This window comes from Hypericibacter terrae, from assembly GCF_008728855.1.
GTDB classification, from domain to species: Bacteria; Pseudomonadota; Alphaproteobacteria; order Dongiales; family Dongiaceae; genus Hypericibacter; species Hypericibacter terrae.
The window spans coordinates 2,330,454-2,349,477 of sequence record NZ_CP042906.1 but is presented as its reverse complement, the minus strand read 5'-3'; the positions used below and the strand labels follow the sequence as shown (position 1 = coordinate 2,349,477).

At 66.4% G+C, this 19,024-nt stretch carries 19 protein-coding genes and 1 pseudogene; 8 read left to right on the top strand and 12 right to left on the bottom strand.

Translation table 11 applies throughout. The features are described 5' to 3' along the window. Nucleotides 1-153: 153 nt before the first annotated feature. Nucleotides 154-1,845: an EAL domain-containing protein gene (locus FRZ44_RS10860; protein ID WP_151177201.1), complete on the bottom strand. Its 1,692-nt coding sequence runs from the start codon at nt 1,843-1,845 to the stop codon at nt 154-156. Between the two features lie 353 nt (nt 1,846-2,198). On the opposite strand from FRZ44_RS10860, the gene FRZ44_RS10855 reads away from it, so the two are divergent. Further along, a complete protein-coding gene (locus tag FRZ44_RS10855; RefSeq protein WP_225308648.1) occupies nt 2,199-2,561 on the top strand; it encodes a winged helix-turn-helix domain-containing protein in 363 nt (120 codons plus the stop codon). 15 nt (nt 2,562-2,576) lie between these two features. On the opposite strand, the gene modC is transcribed toward FRZ44_RS10855, so the two are convergent. From modC to modA, 3 genes are read right to left on the bottom strand one after another with little or no spacing between them, the layout of a single operon-like run. Further along, nucleotides 2,577-3,701 (bottom strand): molybdenum ABC transporter ATP-binding protein, encoded by a 1,125-nt coding sequence (gene modC / locus FRZ44_RS10850; protein ID WP_151177200.1) that lies wholly within the window; start codon nt 3,699-3,701, stop codon nt 2,577-2,579. Further along, the gene (gene modB / locus FRZ44_RS10845; protein WP_151177199.1) at nt 3,698-4,396 is read right to left on the bottom strand and encodes a molybdate ABC transporter permease subunit; all 699 of its coding nucleotides are present in this window, start codon (nt 4,394-4,396) and stop codon (nt 3,698-3,700) included. Before modB ends, modC begins: the two co-directional genes overlap by 4 nt. Nucleotides 4,397-4,402: 6 nt before the next feature. Next, nucleotides 4,403-5,197, bottom strand: coding sequence for a molybdate ABC transporter substrate-binding protein (modA, locus tag FRZ44_RS10840; protein WP_225308647.1), 795 nt, complete (start codon nt 5,195-5,197; stop codon nt 4,403-4,405). A gap of 266 nt (nt 5,198-5,463) precedes the next feature. On the opposite strand from modA, the gene FRZ44_RS10835 reads away from it, so the two are divergent. From FRZ44_RS10835 to FRZ44_RS10825, 3 genes are read left to right on the top strand one after another with little or no spacing between them, the layout of a single operon-like run. Beyond that, entirely contained in the window at nt 5,464-5,961 is a 498-nt protein-coding gene (locus FRZ44_RS10835; protein ID WP_151177198.1) for a MarR family winged helix-turn-helix transcriptional regulator, read from the top strand. Further along, nucleotides 5,954-7,120: an HlyD family secretion protein gene (locus tag FRZ44_RS10830; RefSeq protein ID WP_151177197.1), complete on the top strand. Its 1,167-nt coding sequence runs from the start codon at nt 5,954-5,956 to the stop codon at nt 7,118-7,120. Before FRZ44_RS10835 ends, FRZ44_RS10830 begins: the two co-directional genes overlap by 8 nt. Then, nucleotides 7,117-8,685, top strand: a complete 1,569-nt coding sequence (locus FRZ44_RS10825; protein WP_151177196.1) for a DHA2 family efflux MFS transporter permease subunit — start codon at nt 7,117-7,119, stop codon at nt 8,683-8,685. Before FRZ44_RS10830 ends, FRZ44_RS10825 begins: the two co-directional genes overlap by 4 nt. Nucleotides 8,686-8,792: 107 nt before the next feature. On the opposite strand, the pseudogene gcvA reads toward FRZ44_RS10825, so the two are convergent. Then, nucleotides 8,793-9,656: pseudogene (gene gcvA / locus FRZ44_RS27265) on the bottom strand (transcriptional regulator GcvA); the annotation flags it as partial. Between the two features lie 178 nt (nt 9,657-9,834). On the opposite strand from gcvA, the gene tauD reads away from it, so the two are divergent. Both tauD and FRZ44_RS10810 read left to right on the top strand, forming a co-directional pair. Further along, entirely contained in the window at nt 9,835-10,689 is an 855-nt protein-coding gene (gene tauD, locus FRZ44_RS10815) for a taurine dioxygenase (RefSeq protein ID WP_151177194.1), read from the top strand. Nucleotides 10,690-10,718: 29 nt separating this feature from the next. Then, a complete protein-coding gene (locus tag FRZ44_RS10810; RefSeq protein ID WP_151177193.1) occupies nt 10,719-12,131 on the top strand; it encodes an FAD/NAD(P)-binding protein in 1,413 nt (470 codons plus the stop codon). A gap of 38 nt (nt 12,132-12,169) precedes the next feature. Here the strand turns inward: FRZ44_RS10810 and FRZ44_RS10805 are convergent, their stop codons facing one another. Then, on the bottom strand, nt 12,170-12,715 hold the full coding sequence (locus tag FRZ44_RS10805) for a 2'-5' RNA ligase family protein (protein ID WP_191908530.1): 546 nt from the start codon (nt 12,713-12,715) through the stop codon (nt 12,170-12,172). A gap of 74 nt (nt 12,716-12,789) precedes the next feature. Further along, nucleotides 12,790-13,593, bottom strand: a complete 804-nt coding sequence (locus tag FRZ44_RS10800) for a M55 family metallopeptidase (RefSeq protein ID WP_151177191.1) — start codon at nt 13,591-13,593, stop codon at nt 12,790-12,792. A gap of 131 nt (nt 13,594-13,724) precedes the next feature. Here FRZ44_RS10800 and FRZ44_RS10795 point away from each other — a divergent pair, with 131 nt between their 5' ends. After that, nucleotides 13,725-14,123 (top strand): VOC family protein, encoded by a 399-nt coding sequence (locus tag FRZ44_RS10795; RefSeq protein ID WP_151177190.1) that lies wholly within the window; start codon nt 13,725-13,727, stop codon nt 14,121-14,123. Between the two features lie 3 nt (nt 14,124-14,126). On the opposite strand, the gene FRZ44_RS10790 is transcribed toward FRZ44_RS10795, so the two are convergent. From FRZ44_RS10790 to FRZ44_RS10770, 5 genes are all read right to left on the bottom strand, one after another. Continuing rightward, nucleotides 14,127-14,891 carry an SDR family NAD(P)-dependent oxidoreductase gene (locus tag FRZ44_RS10790; RefSeq protein ID WP_151177189.1) on the bottom strand — a complete coding sequence of 255 codons (765 nt, stop codon included), beginning with the start codon at nt 14,889-14,891 and terminating at the stop codon, nt 14,127-14,129. 36 nt (nt 14,892-14,927) lie between these two features. Further along, the gene (locus tag FRZ44_RS10785; RefSeq protein ID WP_151177188.1) at nt 14,928-15,698 is read right to left on the bottom strand and encodes an aspartyl/asparaginyl beta-hydroxylase domain-containing protein; all 771 of its coding nucleotides are present in this window, start codon (nt 15,696-15,698) and stop codon (nt 14,928-14,930) included. A 185-nt stretch (nt 15,699-15,883) separates the two neighbouring features. Further along, nucleotides 15,884-16,306, bottom strand: a complete 423-nt coding sequence (gene arfB / locus FRZ44_RS10780) for an alternative ribosome rescue aminoacyl-tRNA hydrolase ArfB (RefSeq protein WP_151177187.1) — start codon at nt 16,304-16,306, stop codon at nt 15,884-15,886. A 67-nt stretch (nt 16,307-16,373) separates the two neighbouring features. Beyond that, a complete protein-coding gene (locus FRZ44_RS10775; RefSeq protein ID WP_151177186.1) occupies nt 16,374-16,847 on the bottom strand; it encodes a hypothetical protein in 474 nt (157 codons plus the stop codon). A 137-nt stretch (nt 16,848-16,984) separates the two neighbouring features. Further along, nucleotides 16,985-17,392, bottom strand: a complete 408-nt coding sequence (locus tag FRZ44_RS10770) for a hypothetical protein (protein WP_151177185.1) — start codon at nt 17,390-17,392, stop codon at nt 16,985-16,987. 430 nt (nt 17,393-17,822) lie between these two features. Here FRZ44_RS10770 and FRZ44_RS10765 point away from each other — a divergent pair, with 430 nt between their 5' ends. After that, complete coding sequence (locus tag FRZ44_RS10765; RefSeq protein WP_151177184.1) at nt 17,823-19,019, top strand: amidohydrolase family protein; 1,197 nt, start codon at nt 17,823-17,825, stop codon at nt 19,017-19,019. Nucleotides 19,020-19,024: the final 5 nt, after the last annotated feature.

Genomic DNA, 19,024 nt, shown 5'->3' with positions numbered 1-19,024 from the left:
AGGCGTCGCCTGCCGAAGCCCAAACCCGGCCCTCGTGCCATGGTCGGCTCGATCCGCCGCCCGGTCAACCCGCGTCCCGGCCGCTTCGGCGCGGGCCGGCCTCCGTCTTGGCAACATCGATGGAAAATCCGCGCAGCCCGCCGACCGCGAAGGTCAGCCCCAGGTTTCGCGAAAGCCGCCGCGCCGCGCACGGACACGCGGCGCGGTGGGCGTCTCGACCGCCGGAAGACCCAGCGGCGGCTTGTAGGTCGGACGATCGGTCGGCTTTCCGAACAGCCAGCCCTGGCCCAGCTCCACGCCGATCTTGCGGAGTGCCGCCGCCTCGTCGGGGTTCTCGATCTGCTCGGCCACGGTGCGCACGCCGAGCTTCTTGCAAAGATCGACCAGGCTCTCGATCATGGCGCGATCGCGGCTGTCCTTCAGCACGCGCCGGATATAAAGCCCGTCGATCTTGACCCAATCGACCTTGAGGGCGCGCAGATATTGGAACGACGCCGAGCCGGCGCCGAAATCGTCGAGGCAGACCTCGAAGCCGCGCTGGCGGATTCGCTGGACGATGGCATCGAGCCGCGAGAGATCCTTGATCTCGGCGCTTTCGGTGATCTCCAGCGCCAGGCGGCGGGCAAGCTTCGGATGCTGGGCGAGCTCGCGCTGCACCAGGCCGGCGAAGAGATCGCTTCCCAGCGACCGGCCGGAGATATTGACGGCGACGATCAGGCGGGGATCGGTCTCGGCCGCCTCCAGCATGGCGCAGACCTTCATCAGCACGGCGATGTCGAAATCCTCGACCAGGCCCGTCTCTTCGGCGAAGCGGATCGCCTCATAGGGCGAGGTCTCGGCCTCGAACCGGCTCAGCACCTCGAAGTGATGCAGCGACTTGTCGGAGAGCGCCACGATCGGCTGATAGACGATCTTGAAGTCGTCATGCTTGACCATGCGACCGAAGGCGTCGATCCGCTCCATGGTGGCATTCACCAGCGCGTCGAACGTCGCCGCCAGGCCGCCGTCGATCGCGGCGTCGCTGCCGCCTTCCGTCAGCTTGTCGATGCTGTATTTGACCGCGCGCATGATGCCCTCGGGGCTGAGCTCGCCTGCCGTCATCTCGACGTTCCGGGTCAGCGGGACGATACCCTGCCCCTCATGGTCGGCGTCCTTGGTCAGCTTCTCGATGGCGTGGACCACCGCATGGGTGGGCTTGTTGGCTTCGTGCAGATAGCCGAACTGCTCATCCGCGAACTGACCGGCGGTCTGACCGTCCAGCGACCCGGCGCGCAGGGCGGCACCGATCCGCTGCATCAGGCTGCGCGCACTCTGGTGGTCGAGGCTGCCTTTGAGGCGGGTCAGGCCCGGCAATTCGAGGAACGTCAAAGCGAGACGCAGATCGAGCGCCTTCGAGGCGGCCACGATCTCCGCAGTCCGGTCGCTCAACGCATCCTTGCCCAGCAATCCGCCGGGCCCGGTGGCCTCGGGCGTCTTGATCGAGGAGAATGCGCTGGCCGTGAGCTGCGAGATCGCGCAGGCGATGCGATCGGGCTGCTGCGGCAGGCGGCAGGCATTGAACAGCACGCGACGGTTCACCTCGGGCCGGCGGCCACGCAGGCGGATCATCACCGGCCCGTAGCGGCCGCCGACATCGAGGGCTTCGACCAGCGCCTCGACCAGCGGCGAATCATCCTCGGCCACCAGATCGCGCCAGAGGCGACCCTCGAGCGTCTTCTCGTCCTCGTCGAAGAAAATGTTGGCGGCCCCGATGGCGAACGAGACGCGGCCCTCCCCATCCAGCTCGATCAGAAGATCGGCCGCGGCGAAGGCGAAGGCCATGTAGCGAATCGTCTGCGACGTCACAGGTGCTCGCGGTTCCAGACGGAAAGGGGCAATTGAAGCCTGCCCGAGAATGGTTGATGAAGGATGAAACCAGAGGCTTAAATGCCCGGAAAAGCCAGCGTTTTCGGCCTTCTTCCAATGACGGGCGCGGATTTCGATGGCGACCTCGAGGACCTTGGGATAAGCCTCCGCCGGGGAACGGAAGGCCCGGATGGCCGCTTGGTCAGGAAGCCCCCGCTCCCTTAAGCTTGGCGGACAGACCGGGCGGGTGCCGGGAGGCGACCCTTCCGGCCAACAGGGGGATTATCTTGACCACTGCACCGGCCCGCCATCGGTCCGCTTCCAAGGGACCCGTCTCGGAACCGCTGTCCAGCTTGAAATCCAAGCATGAGCTGGCCATCCGGCTCACCCTGGCGCCGGGCCTGATGATCGGGCCCGGCAAGATCGCGCTGCTCGAGAACGTCCGCACCGAAGGGTCGATCTCCGCCGCCGCGCGGGCCATGGGGATGAGCTATAAGCGCGCCTGGGAGCTGGTCGACGAGATGAACTCGACCTTCACCAAGCCCCCCGTGGTCACGACCAAGGGCGGCAAGACCGGCGGGGGTGCGCTGCTGAGCGACATCGGGCTGGAGCTGATCCGGGCCTATCGCGCGCTCGAAGAAGCGTCGCTTCGCAACTTCCACACCCAGTTCGCCGACCTCCGCCCGCAGTTGCGCAAGCGCGCGGCGCGCGGCTGACGGCCGCCCGGGACGTCAGATCTCTTGCCGTTCGGGACCGGACCGCTCCGGATACTGGCCGAAGCTCTTATGGTCGATGGAGACGGTCTTGACTACGGCGAAGACCTCGCGGCCGGTCGCCAGGCCGAGCTGGCTCATGGAGCGGCGCGTGATCCGCGCCTGGATTCTGCCCTCGCCCACCGCGATGGTAACTTCGCCGATCGGACGCCCATCGTCCTGGAGCGCCACGATCCGGCCGGCGAGGATGTTCAGCGCGCTGATGTGACCGGGCCGCTCTGTCGCGATCATCACGTCGCGCGCGCGGATCAGCACCCGCAACCGGCTGCCCACCGGATTGTCGAGCCGCGGCACCCGCAGCGGACCGCCGGCGGTGGCCAGCTCGGTCAGGCCGAATTCCTGGTCATGCGCGGCGACCTGGGCATCCAGCACCGAGCCCGCTTCGTAACGGCCGGCGGCCGTAAAGAGATCGGAACGGCCCATCACCTCCTCGACCGGCCCGCTCGCGACGACCTTGCCGGCGGAGAGCAGGATCATGGTGGTGGCGAGTCGCACCACCTCGGGCAGCGCGTGGCTGACATAGAGGATCGGGAGGTCGAGCCCGTCGCGCAGACGCTCGAGATAGGGAAGGATTTCGCCCTTGCGCGCGTCGTCAAGCGAGGCCAGCGGCTCATCCATCAGGAGGATCGCCGGATCCGAGAGGATGGCGCGACCGATCGCAACGCGCTGCTTCTCGCCGCCCGACAAGGATGAGGGCCGCCGGCTCATCAGGTCGCCGATGCCGAGGAGCTCCACGATCTGGTCGACCGAGCCCAACCGGAACCGCCGGCCCCGGAACCAGGAGCCGTAGAGCAGGTTCTGGCGCACCGTCAGATGGGGGAAGAGCCGGCTCTCCTGGAACACATAGCCGACGCGCCGGCGATGGCTCGGCAGATCGATGCGCGCGTCGCTGTCGTAGAGCGCACGGCCATCCACCAGGATCCTGCCCCGGTCAGGCTTCACCAGGCCGGCGACCATATTGACCAGCGTGGTCTTGCCCGATCCCGACTGCCCGAAGAGCGCAGTGACGCCCGGGCCGGTGCGGAAGGACGCCGCCAGCGCGAATGCGGGGCGCGACAGCGCGACATCGACCTCGAGCGTCACGCGGCGACGACCCGGCGCGCCAGACGACGCGCGAAGACTTCCGACAGCATCAAAGCCGCAAGCGAGATGGCGACCGACACCAGCACCAGGCGCAGTGCCTGCGCCTCTCCGCCCGGAACTTGGGTGAAGGCATAGATCGCCGTCGGCAGCGTCTGGGTCTCGCCCGGGATGTTGGAGACGAAGGTGATGGTGGCGCCGAACTCGCCGAGCGCCTTGCCGAACATGAGGGTCATGCCGGCGAGCAGGCCGGGCACGGAGAGCGGCAGGGTCACCGTGAGGAACACCCAGGCCGGCCGCGCGCCGAGGGTGCCGGCCGCGGATTCAAGCCGCCGGTCGACCGCCTCGATCGAGAGCCGCACGGCGCGCACCAGGAAGGGAAAACCCATCACGGCCGCGGCGAGGGCGGCGCCGGTCCAGCGGAAGGCGAAGACGATCCCGAAGCTGGCTTCGAGAAACTCGCCCAGGGGACCGCGGCGTCCGAACAGCAGCAGCAAGATGTAGCCGGTCACCACGGGCGGCAGGATCAGCGGCAGATGCACCAGCCCATTGACGAGCGACTTGCCCCAGAACTCGCATCGCGCCAGCAGCAGGGCTACCAGCACGCCGACCGGCGTGCTGGCGACCACGGCCCAGAGAGCCACCTTCAGGCTGAGGCCGATTGCGACAAGTTCTTCAGGACTGAAGGAGAACGACACTCTGGCCTATTTCAGGACCTCGAAGCCCTGCCCCTCGAACAGCTTGTGGGCGTCCTCGGTCCCCAGGAACTGCAGGAAAGCGGCTGCGTCGGGGTTGGTCGAGGAGGCCGTCTGGGCGACAGGATAGATGATCGGCGCGTGGCTGTCGGCGGGGAAGGTGTCCACGACCTTGACCTTGGGCTCGGCGGTCGCGTCGGTCTGATAGACGATGCCGAGCGGCGCCTCGCCCTGGGCGATGAAGGCGAGCGCGGCCCGGACATTCTCGGCCTGGGCCAGCTTGTCCTTCACGCTGTCCCACGCGCCCAGCTTTTCCAGCGACGCCTTGGCATATTTGCCGGCCGGCACCGACGCCGGATCGGCCACCGCGAGCCTGCCGTCGCCCAGCGCCTTCGCCAGGTCGAAACCCGGCGCGATCTTGAGCGAGACGCTGCTGTCGGCGGGCGCCACCAGCACGAGCGTGTTGCCCAGCAGATTGCGGCGGGTGTCGTTCCTGATGAGATTCTTGTTGGCGAGGTAATCCATCCAATCGAGATCGGCCGAGATGAAGATGTCGGCGGGCGCCCCCTGCTCGATCTGTTTCGCCAGCGCGGAGCTGCCGGCATAGGAGATCGTCACCTTGTGGCCGGTCTTGGCTTCGTAGGCCTTGGCCACATCATCCAGCGCATTCTTGAGGCTGGCGGCGGCGAAGATCACCGGATCGGCGGCCCACGCCACGACCGGCGCGACCGTCAAACCCACCGCAACAACGCCGGCCATCAGCGACGCCACGAACCGGCGACGATTCTCACTCCGCAACGGCATGCTCGATCCCCCTTTGAGGTTCCATATAGCTGCGCGACCATATCGCACGTTGTAGCCGGTTGGGAATAACGACGGCGGGATCCCCGGCCCCCCTCCCCGCAAAAATGGCAGCTCCTTTACATAACGGGGCGTCGATGCGGTTCGGCGGCGGGTGGCAGGAATCCCATACGTGACTGTTTATTATGGATAACTATGATTTCTCTTGAAACTTTCATGATGGCATATTATGAGCACACTCATAATATGCTTCACCAAGGATCCCCTGCATGACCGGATACAATCCCGAACGCAGTTTCGGTTTTCTGCTCTATGACGCGGCCCGTCTCCTGCGGCGCGATTTCGATCGCCGCGCCCGAAGCCTGGGGCTCACGCGCGCTCAATGGTCGGTGCTGGCGCATCTCAAGCGCAACGAAGGCTCGAACCAGGCCTCTGTCGCCGACACGCTCGAGCTCGAACCGATCACGCTGGTTCGCCTGCTCGACCGGTTGGAAGCCGCGGGCTGGGTCGAGCGCCGGCCCGATCCGGACGACCGCCGTGCCCGCCAGCTGTTCCTGAAGGACAAGGCGCGACCCGTGCTCGACCAGCTGATGGCGCTGGCCGCGGAGACCCGCGCCGTCGCGCTAGCCGGCATCGACGAACGGGAGCAGGACTTTCTCATCGAGGCCCTCATCAAGGTGCGGGCCAATCTCACCAGCCGCGACCTCGCCGCCGAGAAAACGACGAACGGTGCGGCAGAACCCGAAGTGGCCGTGAATCATGCCTGACGGATCCAATAGCAGCGTCTCCTCTCCCCACGACGCTGAAGACGTCATTGCGGCACAACGCGAAGCCGCCACCCGGCGCCGCCTCGCCCGACGCCGTTTCTGGCGGCGCGTCCTACTGCCCGCGATTCCGCTGCTGGTGCTGCTGGTCGCCGGCTATATCTATGTCACCGGCGGCCGCTATGTCGGGACCGACAATGCCTATGTGCGCGCCCATATGGTCTCGGTCAGCGCCGACATCTCGGCCCGCGTGACCCACGTCCTGGTCCATGAGAACGAGCAGGTCGCGGCCGGTCAGCCTCTGTTCGAGCTCGACAAGGAGCCGCTGCAGATCGCCCTCGATCAGGCCCAGGCCAATCTCGACAATGTCCGCAACAACATCGTCGCGCTCAAGGCCGCTTATCATCAGCGCCAGGAGGATCTCCAGTCCGCGCAGACGCAGATCGACTTCGCCGAGCGCGAATATAAGCGCCGCGCCAAGATGGTGGAGACGCATGTCGTCTCCGAATCCGACTACGACCAGGCGCGAACGCAGTATCAGGTCGCGATCAGCGCCGCCGGCAGCGTGAAGCAGGATATTCAGCGCATCATGGCGGAACTCGGCGGGGATCCGGACATCGCGCCGGAGAATCATCCGCAATATCTGGCGGCGCTGGCCCAGGTCAACCAGGCGGCGCTCGATCTCAAGCGGGCCACGGTGCTCGCCCCCATCGCCGGCATCGTCAGCATGGTCGATCACCTGCGGCCCGGCGACTATGTGAACAAGGGTGCCCCCGCCTTCAGCCTGGTCGCTGCGGATTCGCTGTGGATCGAAGCCAACATGAAGGAGACGGACCTCACCTATGTGAAGCCTGGCGACAAGGCGACGATCACGGTTGACACCTATCCGGGCGTCGAGTTTCCCGCCGTCGTGGACAGCATCGGCGCCGCCACGGGCGCCGAATTCAGCATCCTTCCGCCGCAGAACTCCTCCGGCAATTGGGTCAAGGTGGTGCAGCGCATTCCGGTCCGATTGGTGCTGCAGCCCAACGACGACCTGCCCGCCTTGAAGTCCGGCATGAGCGTGCTGGTCGATATCGACACGCAGCATCACCGCCTGCTGCCGAGCGTCGTCCGCTCGGCCCTGGCGTGGGTCGGCGCCGATAGCGGAGTTTCTCAATGAGCAGCGCCGCCGCCGGTTCTGCCGGCGCGGCCGCTGCGCCCGCCGGGCGGATCGGCCATGTCGGGTTCATCACCGTCTGCGTGATGCTCGCGACCATCATGCAGGCGCTCGACACGACCATCGCCAATGTCGCGCTCCCGCATATGCAGGGCAGCCTGTCGGCCACCCAGGACCAGATCTCCTGGGTGCTGACCTCCTATATCGTGGCGGCGGCGATCATGACGCCGCCGACCGGCGTGCTCGCGGCCAAGTTCGGCCGCAAGCGCCTCTTCATGTGGGCCGTCAGCGGCTTCACCGTGGCCTCGATGCTCTGCGGCATCGCCACCTCGCTCGAGGAGATGGTGGTGTTCCGGCTGCTGCAAGGCGTCTTCGGAGCTGCCCTCGTCCCGCTTTCGCAATCGGTGCTGCTCGATACCTATCCGCGCGAGAAGCATGGCCAGGCCATGGCGCTCTGGGGCGTGGGCGTGATGGTGGGCCCGATCCTGGGCCCGACGCTCGGCGGCTACCTGACCGAGATCTACAACTGGCGCTGGGTCTTCTACATCAACCTGCCCTTCGGCATCCTGGCGCTTCTGGGCATCATGGCCTTCCTGCCCGAGACCGAGCGCGACCATAAGCGCCGCTTCGATATTTTCGGTTTCGCCATGCTCAGCATCGCGATCGGCGCTTTGCAGATGATGCTCGACCGCGGCGAGCTGCTCGACTGGTTCGGCTCGACCGAGATCATTATCGAGACCGTGGTGGCGGGCACCTGCTTCGCCCTGTTCCTGGTCCAGACCTTCACCCACGAGCACCCGTTCCTCGAGCCCGCGATCTTCCATGACCGCAATCTCTCGATCGGGCTGGTCATCATCTTCATGGTGGGCGTGATCCTGCTGGCGACCATGGCGCTGCTGCCGCCCTACTTGCAGAACCTCATGGATTACCCGGTCATCACCACGGGCTTCATCCTGGCGCCGCGCGGCGTCGGCACGATGATCGCCATGATGGTGGTGGGCAGGCTGATCAACAAGTTCGACCAGCGTGCGCTGATCGCCTTCGGCCTGGCGCTCGCGGCCTATTCGCTCTGGCAGATGGCGGGCTTCACGCCCGACGTGTCGCAATACACGCTGATCGAGAGCGGCGTCATCCAGGGGCTGGGGCTGGGCTTCATCTTCGTGCCCTTGAGCACGATCACCTTCTCGACGCTGGCGCCGCGCTACCGCACCGAGGCCGCCGGCCTCTTCAGCCTGATGCGCAATGTCGGCAGCTCGATCGGCATCTCGGTCGTGATCGCGATGCTGTCGCGCAACACCCAGATCGTGCATTCCGAGATCGCGGAGCAGGTCACGCCCTACGGCATGATGATGCAGTCGCCCTGGCTGCCGTCCTTCTGGTCGCCGGCGACGCAGACCGGCATCGCTGCCCTGAATAGCGAGGTGACGCGCCAGGCCTCGGCCATCGCCTATGTGGACGATTTCCTGCTGATGATGTGGGTGACGTTGCTCGCGGCCCCGCTCTTGCTGCTGCTGCGCAAGCCGCGCCGCGCCACGGGCGAGATTCCGGCGGCCGCCATCCCGGACTGATCGAACACCGCATCGGGCGTGACCACGACCTCGGCGCCGGCGATGGTGTCGTCGCTGCCGGTGAGCTCGTCGAAGATCCATTGTCGCATCGCCTGCAATTTCGGCGAGGAGGCGCGATTGGGCGGATAGACGAGGAAATAGGCGAACTCCATCTCCATCGCCTTGCCCGGCAACCGCACCAGCCGTCCGGCGTCGATATCCGCGCCGACCAGCGAGGGCGCCGCCAGCGCCACGCCCAGGCCGGCGAGCGCCGCCTCGATCGCCAGGACCGAATGATCGAAATGCGGGCCCTTGCGCCAGTCGACGACATCGTCGATGCCGGCCGCCTTGAGCCACATCTTCCAGCCCGGAAAGGCCTTGTGCTGGTCGCTGCTGTCGTCATGAAGCAGCGTCACGGTCTGGAGAAACTGCGCCAGGTCGCCGGGCTCGTGGCGTGCGACGAGGGCCGGACTGCAGACCGGGAACAGCCGGTCGCGCAGAAACTGCTCCGCCGTCAGCCCCGGATAGCCACCGCGGCCATAGCGAATCGCCAGATCGATGCGGTCGGTCTCGAAATCGGTGAGGTCGGCGCTCGCCTTGACGTTCACCTCGATGCCCGGATGGCGCGCCATGAAACGGCTGAGGCGCGGCAGTAACCATTTCGTGGCGAAGGACGGCGCCACGGAAATCGTGAGCGAGCCTTCATCCTCGCTGCCGGCATCCAGCAAGGCCAAGGTGTCATGGAGCTGCCCGAAGGCATCGTCGATGCCGGGCAGAATCCGGGAGCCGGTTTCGGTCAGGACCAGCCCCTTCTTGGTCCGCTCGAACAGCGGAACCCCCAGGGAATCTTCGAGAAGCCGGACCTGCTGGCTGACAGCCGCGGCCGTGACATGGAGCTCCCCCGCGGCCTGAACCAGGCTGCCGTGGCGGGCTGCCGCCCAAAAGGCCCGGAGGGCGTTGAGCGAGGGAAGGCGTCGGGAACCAGCAGCCATCGTGAACCTCCCGCTATCCGAAAGAATCTCTTAATTGCCGATCAGTTTAGTAGTGATTAAAAAGAAGGGCAAGGCCAAAGACGGATTCCCAGGCTCAAGCTCGATTTCACCAGGGCCGCCAAGGGGAACCGTCCGCTTAAGCCGGGGTCGATTTCACCCACGCCAACGGGAGCTTCCGATGAACCACATCCTTCTGGCCCGCCGTCTGACCGTGACGCCCCTCAGCCCCGCCATCGGTGCCGTCATCGACGGCGTCAACCTGGCCCGGCCCCTGGATGCCCAGAACCAGGCCCGGATCGAGCAGGCCCTCCTGGCCCATAAAGTCATCTTCTTCGAGGACCAGAACCTCACGCCCGACCAGCATCGCGATTTCGCTGCGCGGTTCGGCAAGCTTCATATCCACCCGATCTATCCGACGGTCGAAGGCACGCCCGAGGTCCTGGTGCTTGACACCCATGAAGGCAACCCGCCGGACAACGACACTTGGCACACCGACGTGACCTTCATCGAGACGCCGCCGCTGGGCGCTGTGCTCTATGCCAAGCAGCTCCCGCCCCTCGGCGGCGACACGATCTGGTCGAACAGCATCGCGGCTTACGAGACGCTCTCGACCTCGATGCGCACCCTTCTCGACGGGCTGACCGCGACCCACGATTTCGAGAAGTCGTTCCCTCGCTCGCGCTATGCGACGACTCCCGACGACGAGGCGAAATGGCTGCGGACGCGCGCGACCCATCGCCCCGTCGTCCATCCGGTGGTCCGCACCCATCCCCAGACCGGGCGCAAGGGCCTGTTCGTCAATGAGGGCTTCACCACCCATATCAACGAGCTCACCCGCGGCGAGAGCGAAAGCCTGCTGCGCTATATCTTCACCCACGTCGCGCGGCCGGAATTCACTGTGCGCCATCGCTGGAAGCCGAACACGGTCGCGATGTGGGACAACCGCTGCACCCAGCATTACGCGCTGGCCGACTATCTGCCGCACCGCCGCGTGATGCACCGCGCCACGATCCTCGGCGACCGTCCGCGCTGATCCTTCCACCGACTCCAAGGGGTGCTGCCATGGCCGGCCAAGAAGGCAAGACCATCGCGATCGTCGGCGGCGGGTTCAGCGGATCGCTGCTCGCCTTTCATCTTCTCAACCGCTGCGGTCCGCAGGACCGCATTCTCCTGATCGAGCGCAATCGCCGCTTCGGGCTCGGGCTCGCCTACTCGACCGGCAACTCGAATCATCTGCTGAATGTGCGGGCCGGCAATATGAGCGCGTTCTCGGAGCGGCCCTCGCATTTCGTCGAGTGGCTGCGCGGCCTGCAGGCCGAAGAGCTGGCACAGCTGGCCGAGCCGCCGGGGCCGACGGGCTTCGTCCCGCGCGGCCTCTTCGGCCGCTACATCCAGCATCTGCTGGGCGACCGGATCTGGCGCGAAGGCCGCAGCCGGCAGCTCGATCTCGTGACCGACGAGGCCGTGGCCCTGCATCGCCGGGACCGTGGCTGGGAGGTGGAGCTGGCAATGGGCCGCAGGCTCGCGGTCGACGAGGCGGTGCTGGCGATCGGAAATTTCCCGCCCGCGGGCTCGACGCCGGGCTATCACGGCGATCCCTGGGACGCGAACGCGCTCGCCGGCCTCGCGCCGGACCGCGCTGTGCTGACTCTGGGCACGGGCCTCACCATGATCGATACGGTGATCTCGCTGCTCGATCGGGGTCATCGCGGACCGATCTATGCGCTCTCGCGCCGGGGCCTGCTGCCGCGCGTCCATCTGCGCACGCAAGGCGGCGCGCTCCCCGCCCCCTGGGTGTTCGAGGAAGCCCCGCGCGGAACCTCCCTGGTAAAACTCCTGCGCCTGGTGCGCGCGACCTGCCGGGAAGCCGAAGCGCAAGGCCGAGGCTGGCGCGTGGTGATCGACGGGCTTCGCCCGCACACGCAACGGCTCTGGCAGGAGCTGTCGCTTCGGGAACGGGCGCGGTTCCTGCGTCATCTCCGGCCCTGGTGGGATGTCCATCGTCACCGCACCGCGCCGCAGATCATGGAGCGCATCCTCGAGGCCCGCGACAGCGGCCAGCTTCGCCTCCTGACCGGACGCATCGCCAGCAAGGACCGCCGGCCCGGAGGATTCGCCGTGACCGTGGCGCCGCGCGGCGGCCTGCCGCCGCTCTCGCTGGTGGTCGATCGCATCATCGACTGCTCGGGCCCGCGCACCGATTGCACCAAGATCGATCAGCCGCTGCTGCGCCAGCTCCTGCGCGAGGGGCGGATCCGTCCCGATCCGCTGCGGCTCGGGATCGAGGTCGAGCCGGACGGCGCGGTCGTCGGGCGCAACGGCAGAGCCGCCACCGATCTCTTCGCGATCGGCCCGATCACCAAGGGCACCTTCTGGGAGATCGTCGCCGTTCCCGATATCCGGGTGACCTGCGAGCAGCTGGCGGCACGGCTGATTCCGGTGCCGGCGGCACAGGTCACCGCACGCGCGTCCTAGACCAGCGGGACGAATATGCTTGGTTGAGCTGGTGCGGCTTATAGGTTTTCGATCGATCCGCCCAGCCCCAGGCTGGCGCGGACCTGCCACCGGCCCGATTTGTTATCCATCAACGCGACTTCGGTCGCTGCTGCATGGATCGGCAGCTTTTCCGGAGATGCTTTCGCGAACTCCTCGGCAACTCGGTCCAATTCCCGCTCGTCTGCAAGTTGGGCAACGGTCAGGTGCGGCACGATGTTAGTATGCTTTCCGCCGTAGGGCGGCGTCTGCGGATACCGATTCCAGACGGCCAAAGTCAGTTCGCGAAACGGCTCGGCGGGATCTGGTGCCAAATACAGGACTTCTGCAGCGAGCCGCTCCGTCTTCGCGAGGGAAAAGCGAAACGGAGCAACGCGCGCAAAGCATTGTCGAAGAAAGCCGAGCACTGCCGTATCGATTCGGTCGGGTGACAGGAACGGGTACAATATTGTGATGTGGGCCGGTATGCCCTCCGCGGCAGAAGGGTCGTACTTTTGTCGAAAGGAATCCACCAACGGCTCGGCGTCCGGTACCAGGACGACCAACGCTGATTCTGCCGATGACATTCGCCTACATCTCCTCGGCTGCATATCCAGAAATCTGCAGCCGGAAATTCACGCATCCAGAAAAAGCGCGCGCCCTAATCCCGGAGCGTGAACTTCACCGCGCGCATCACCTCGAAGAAATCGCCGGTCTCGAAGCCGATGGTGCGGTCCCCCAGATGCTTGGCGCCCGGATAGAACGAGGCCTGATAGGCATTCACCGGGTTGGTGTATTTGATCTGCAGCGTGAAGGCGTTGGGCAGGCGGATCTTCATCGAGGCCAGATCCTCCTGCAGGGCCGCATTGACGCCCTCGCGGATGCCGCGCTGGGCGCGCGCTGGCGAGACGCTGACGCTCGAAGGCCCGACGCCGCGGCTGGTGGCGAAGGTCCCGATCTTCGGGTTCACCTTCTTGACGTCGGCGCAGAGGCCCTCGTCGCCGGAGACGAAAGCGACCGGCACGCCGAGCGTGGCGGCGGCGTAGGTGTGGAGCATGAATTCCGAGGCCGGCTCGCCATTGATGCGCATCTCGGCCACGTTCAGCGACATGGTGTGGGCGAGCGGGTTGCCCTCGGCGCCGGCGCGCGAGTGATAGCCGACCAGGACCAGCGCGTCGAAGCTCTCGTCGAGCTCCTGCACCATCGAATAAGGATGGCCGCTCCAGCCGCGCACGATGCGCGCGCATTCCGGCAGCTGGCTTACATAGATGTTGCGGCCGGAATCATGCGCGTCCTTGATCAGGATGTCGGTCGCCCCCGCCGCCACGGCGCCGTCGCAGGCCGCCACCACCTCGCGCGTCATTTCCTCGCGGAATTCGGGATAGGCGGGGTTGTTGCGGTCGGCCTCATCCCAATGGGTGATGCCGGCGGTGCCTTCGATATCGGCGCTGATATAGACTTTCAAGGGGGATACTCCGTAACGGGACCGGTTCCGACCCGCACCGTTCCGCGAGAAGCCCGGTCTTGTCAATCGCGCCGGCGGCGGGCGATGCTGCCCGAACGGCGGAAGCGATGCGCTCACCCGGGAAGGACGCCATGACAGCCCAAGGCATGAACCATTTCACGATCCTCGCCGAAGACCTCGGGGCCACCGTGACGTTCTATACGGAGTTTCTGGGGCTCAAGGACGGCTATCGGCCCGACCTTGGTTTTCCGGGCGCCTGGATGTATGCGCAGGCGCCGACCGACCATACCGGCCAGGCCGTGCTCCATATCATCGCCGGGCGGCCCATGCCCAATCCGCGCTCCGGCGTGATCGACCATATGGCCTATACCGCCAAGGGCATGGCGGCGACCGTGGCCAAGCTCGACGCGCATGGGGTCAAATATATGAAGCGCAAGCAGGCCGGCCATGCCGGCACCTGGCAGGTGTTCTTCTACGATCCCAACGGCGCGCGTATCGAACTCGACTTCGCGGCGGCCGAAGGCGACTGAGCGTCAGCTCTTCTTCGCGAAGCGGCCGAGCAGCGCGATCCGCAGGCCCGCCGGCAGGCATCGGACCAGCCCCAGCGCCAAGCGCAGGCTCAGCGGGTAGATGTAGCAGCGCCGGCGCGCCAGGATCGCCCTGACCGTCAGGTCGGTCATGCGCGACAGGGACATCGACAGGGGCTTGCGCTTCTTCTTGTTGCCCTTGTCGACGAAGCCCGGATAGAGCAGCGTCACATCGATGCCCTGGGGCGCGAGATCGATCTGCAGGCTTTCGGCCAGCCGCGCCACCGCCGCCTTGGCCGCGCTATAGCCGGCCGCACCGGGCAATCCCAGCAAGGCGGCAAGGCTGCTCACGAAGACCAGATGCCCCTGCCCGCGCGCCAGCATGTAAGGCAGCACGGCCTCGACGATATGCACCGTGCCCATATAGTTGAGCCGCATCGTCGCCTCGATGGCTTCGGCGTTCAGCGTCGAGCCCGCCGCCCGCTTGCCGCCGCCGGCATTCGCGATGACTCTTCCGATCGGGCCGAAATATTGCTCGGTCTCCGCGACCGCGGCGCGCAGGGCCTCCCTGTCCGTGACGTCGCAAGCGATCGCCAGCGCCCGGCCGCCCGCCTTGGTGATCTCGTCGACCGCTTCGTCGAGCAGCGACTTGCGGCGCGCGATCAGCACCACGGCTTCGCCGCGCCGTGCCAACGCCAGCGCGAGGGAGCGGCCGATCCCGCCCGAGGCCCCGGTGACGACGGTAACGGAGGAAGGGATGTCCGCGTTCATGAGGGATCCCTTCGCGAGGGCTTGCGAAGGATGGCGCTAGCGCGCCGCCGCTTCCCAATCGTGATAGTTGGCCTCGAACCGATCCTCCCACTGGATCATGTTGCGCTTGGCGTCGCGGAAATAGGGCGACTGCTTGAGCGCCCAGATCGAGAAGCGGTGGGCGGCCCGGCCCAGAGGCCGCATCGGCCGATCGAAATCGAGCAGAAGGATGGCCCGGGTCTCGCCGGTGTCGTTCGAGACCTCATGCTCGTAGGAATCGTCGAACACGATGCAGCGTCCCTCGCGCCAGACGATCTTCTCCTTCTCCACCCGCATGGAGCAACGCTCCGCCTCGGCCGGGACCTTCAGCCCCAGATGGGCGCGCAGGATGCCCTTGGTGACGCCGCTATGCGCCGGGATGTGATAGTTCGGCCCGATGATCGAGAACCAGGCGGATTGCAGGTTGGGAATGCCGGCCAGGAGCGCCGCGGTCTTGGGGCAGACCCCGCAATTGCGCTCGCTGCGCTCGCCGAAACCGTAGAACACGAACGCCTTCCAATGGCCGGCCTTCGAGATGCGCTTCTGGTCGGGCGAGATCTCGTGGAACGAGGGCAGCTTTTCGGGGTCGGCATAGATCCGGTCGAACTCGGCGCGGACGTCCTGCCAATGTTCCTCGAGTGGCGCCAGGAAGGGGAACAGCTTCAGGTCGAGCACGGGGCTGTTGGGCACGGTGGACTGCGCCGCCAGCAGCCGCCCCAGGCGAAACCGGGCCTTCTTGCCGTAGCGCACCACGCGCTTGCCGAGCCATGACCGCTTCAAACCCGCCATCGAACCCGTCCCTCTAAGACGCCCAACCGGCCGGAGCCTGAGCCCCGGCGGCACTCACGAGCCGGACCATAATATGGCCGGATTGCTTTTCCAATCAGGGCATTCGCGGCCCTTTCGCGCAGGCCGGCGGAACCGCCCGGGGCACTGGCGATTGCTGCGGGGATCTTCATCCCCTGGCCTACGAATCAGTCCCCATCCGATTGATTGCGCCTGAGGTTCTTGATCCCCGACGTGCGTTTCTTGCCCTCGAGGCGGCGCCGCTTCGAGGCCAGCGTGGGCCGGGTCGGGCGACGCGGGATCGGCCGCTCGGCCGCCTGACGGATGAGCTCCAGCAGCCTTTCGAGCGCATCGGTCCGATTCCGCTCCCGCTCGCGGTGACGCTGCGCGGTGATGACGATCACCCCGTCGCGGGTCAGCCGCTTGCCCGCCAGCCGCTCCAGCCGCACTCGAACCTCGTCCGAGAAGGACGGCGAATGACGCACGTCGAAGCGCAGCTGCACCGCGGTCGAGAGCTTGTTGACGTTCTGGCCGCCGGGGCCGGAGGCGCGGATGAAGCTCTCCGAGATCTCCGACTCGTCGAGGGCGATGCTGCGCGTGACCCGAATCATGGGCGGCACGCTAGCCCATGCGTCGGGCTCGCGTCAGCCGTCGTGCTGCCGCAGCGAGGTCAGGCGATCAGCCACCCTGCCCGCGCCCATGCGGCCGGCCGACGCGCATGCGGCCCCGCCCCTGATTGTGAGGCGATTTCGTATGGCGGTCTGCCCAACCGGGCTTGGGACCCTGATTGAAGGGCACGCGCGAGGGGTTCGGGGCATGCGCCTTCGCCGCAGCCGGGTCATGGCCGGCCGCTGGAGCCGCCGGCGCAGCGGGTTCGGCCTTCGGCTTTTCCGACGGGGCAGGCTTCGCGGCCGCCGCGCTCGACGCGGCCGGCTTGGCTGGCGCCATCATATAGGCGGGGTCGACCTCATGGGCCGAGCAGGCCGGCGAGGCGAACTCCCCGCCGTCATCCGCGCCCGGCGCCGACGGCGGTTTCGCCGCCGAACGCCGGGCTGCGGGCTTCGCTGTCTCCGACGCCTTGGCCTTGGCCGCCTGAGGTTTGACGGCCTCGGACTTGGCCTTGGAAGACATCGCCTTCGGCTTGCGAGTCATACCGGGACACCCTTCGTTTCAGGGCGGCACCAGGACGGTGGGGCATCCGGAAGGGCTGCCAAACCGCGCCGCCGGGATCGAGGTGTCAAGAATCGGCCGGGCACTCGCAGGCCGTCAAGAGTGGTCGTGACGCCGGATCACATCACCTTATCGAGCAGGGTCTGGGCCGCTTTGGCATCGGATTTCGCCTTGGCGAGATCGGAGGTCGCGGCGCCGGTTTCGGCCTTGGCCAGCGCCTGCTTCAGCAGCTTCTTGTTGGCGGGGGTGGTGTTCTCGGTCAGGGCGCCATTGCCCAAATCCTTGCAGGGATTGGCGACTTGGGCGTCGAAGCCCTTGCCCTTCGGGCCGACCAGACAATTGATCGTCATGTGAAGATGGGTCTCGACGGTCTTGAGGTCGGTGGCGCTGGCGGCCATGCCGGCATGCTGGCCGGCGGTCGCGGCTTCCTTGGAGAGATCGGCCGCGAGCGCGGCAGTGGCGACGGCGATCAGGCTGACGGCCCCGAACCCGAGAACGCGAAGCCCTTTGGACATACGGATGGTCATGATTGGCTGCCTCCAATGGCATCTATGTTTCTGATGCCGCCGGACGGGCCCATCGCGACGCGTCCGCGGCGGCCCTGATTTCGACCGTGATTGTGTCATTTCTTGGGGATTAAGGTCCTATGGCGCCGATTTCATGAAATCCCCAGGCTCTATTCATGAAATTAAGAACAATGACCAGGACCTCATGAATATTGCCTCACGATCTCTTGGAAGAAACCAGGGACCGCTTTCGTGGCCGCCGCCGATCGAAGGCGATTTGCGACCTCTACCGGCGTTCCCCGGCTGCTGGCATTCTGGCGAAGACGAATCTGTCTTGCAGGCCCGTCAGCCGAGGCGGGCATCAACAGGGAGTCTCGCCCCATGCGCCGCCCGCCTCAGCAGACCTGCGTGATGCATCGCGTTGTGGTGTTGCCGGCGACCTGATCCCGTCATGCCGGGCAATCTCGCGATCCGCAACGTCCATATCCTGGGCGGCCCCGCCATCGATCTGGTGATCCGCGAGGGCCGCATCGCGGCGATCGGGCTGGGTCTCGCCGCGCCCGGCATCGAGACGCTCGACGGCAAGGGCCGGCTGTTGCTGCCGGGGCTGGTCGAGAGCCATACCCATCTCGACAAGACGCTCTGGGGCATGCCCTGGCGCCCCAACAGCGCCGGCCCGACGCTCAAGGACTATATCGACAACGAGCGCCGCATCCTGCGCGAGGTCACGGTCCCGATCGCGAAGCGTGCCGGCGGCCTGCTCGAGACCTTCATCGCCAAGGGCACGCTCCATCTCCGCTCCCATATCGATATCGATCCCGAGTTCGGGCTCAAGCATGTCGAGGCCATGCTGGCGCTACGCGAGCGCTATCGCGACATCGCCGAGATGCAGTTCGTGGTGTTCCCGCAGACCGGACTGCTGATCCGCCCGGGCACGGCCGAATTGATGGAAGAGGCGCTCAAGCTCGGCGTCGAGACCGTGGGCGGGCTCGATCCCGCGGGCATCGACCGCGACCCGATCCGCCATCTCGAGACTGTCTTCGGCCTCGCGACCCGATATGGCCGCGGCGTCGATATCCATCTCCATGACCGCGAGGAGTCCGGCGTCTGGCAGATCGAGCGCATCGCCGATTTCACGGCGGCGAACGGCCTCAAGGGCAAGGTTATGGTCAGCCATGCCTACTGCCTCGGCCAGGTGCCGCGCGTGCGGATCGAGAAGCTCGCGCAGCGTCTCGCCGATCTCGACATCAGCCTGATGACCTCGGCGCCCGCCGACACGGAGATCCCACCGGCCACCTGGTTGCGCGAGGCCGGCGTCAATCTCTGCTGCGGCTCGGACGGAATCCGCGATGCCTGGTCGCCCTTCGGCAATGGCGACATGTTGGAGCGCGCCATGCTGCTGGCCTACCGGCTCGACTGGTCGAAGGACGAGATGCTGTCCGCCGCCCTCGCCACGGTGACCGAGAACGGCGCCAAGGCGCTGGGCTTGCACGACTACGGAATTGCCGTCGGCCACCCGGCCAATCTCCTCCTCATCGATGCCGAGACGGTTGGCGATGCCGTGGTACGCCGCCCGGCCGACCGCGTCGTGATCGCGCGGGGCAAGGTCATTGCCAAGGATGGAAAATTCATCGACAGCCGGCTCTGAGACGG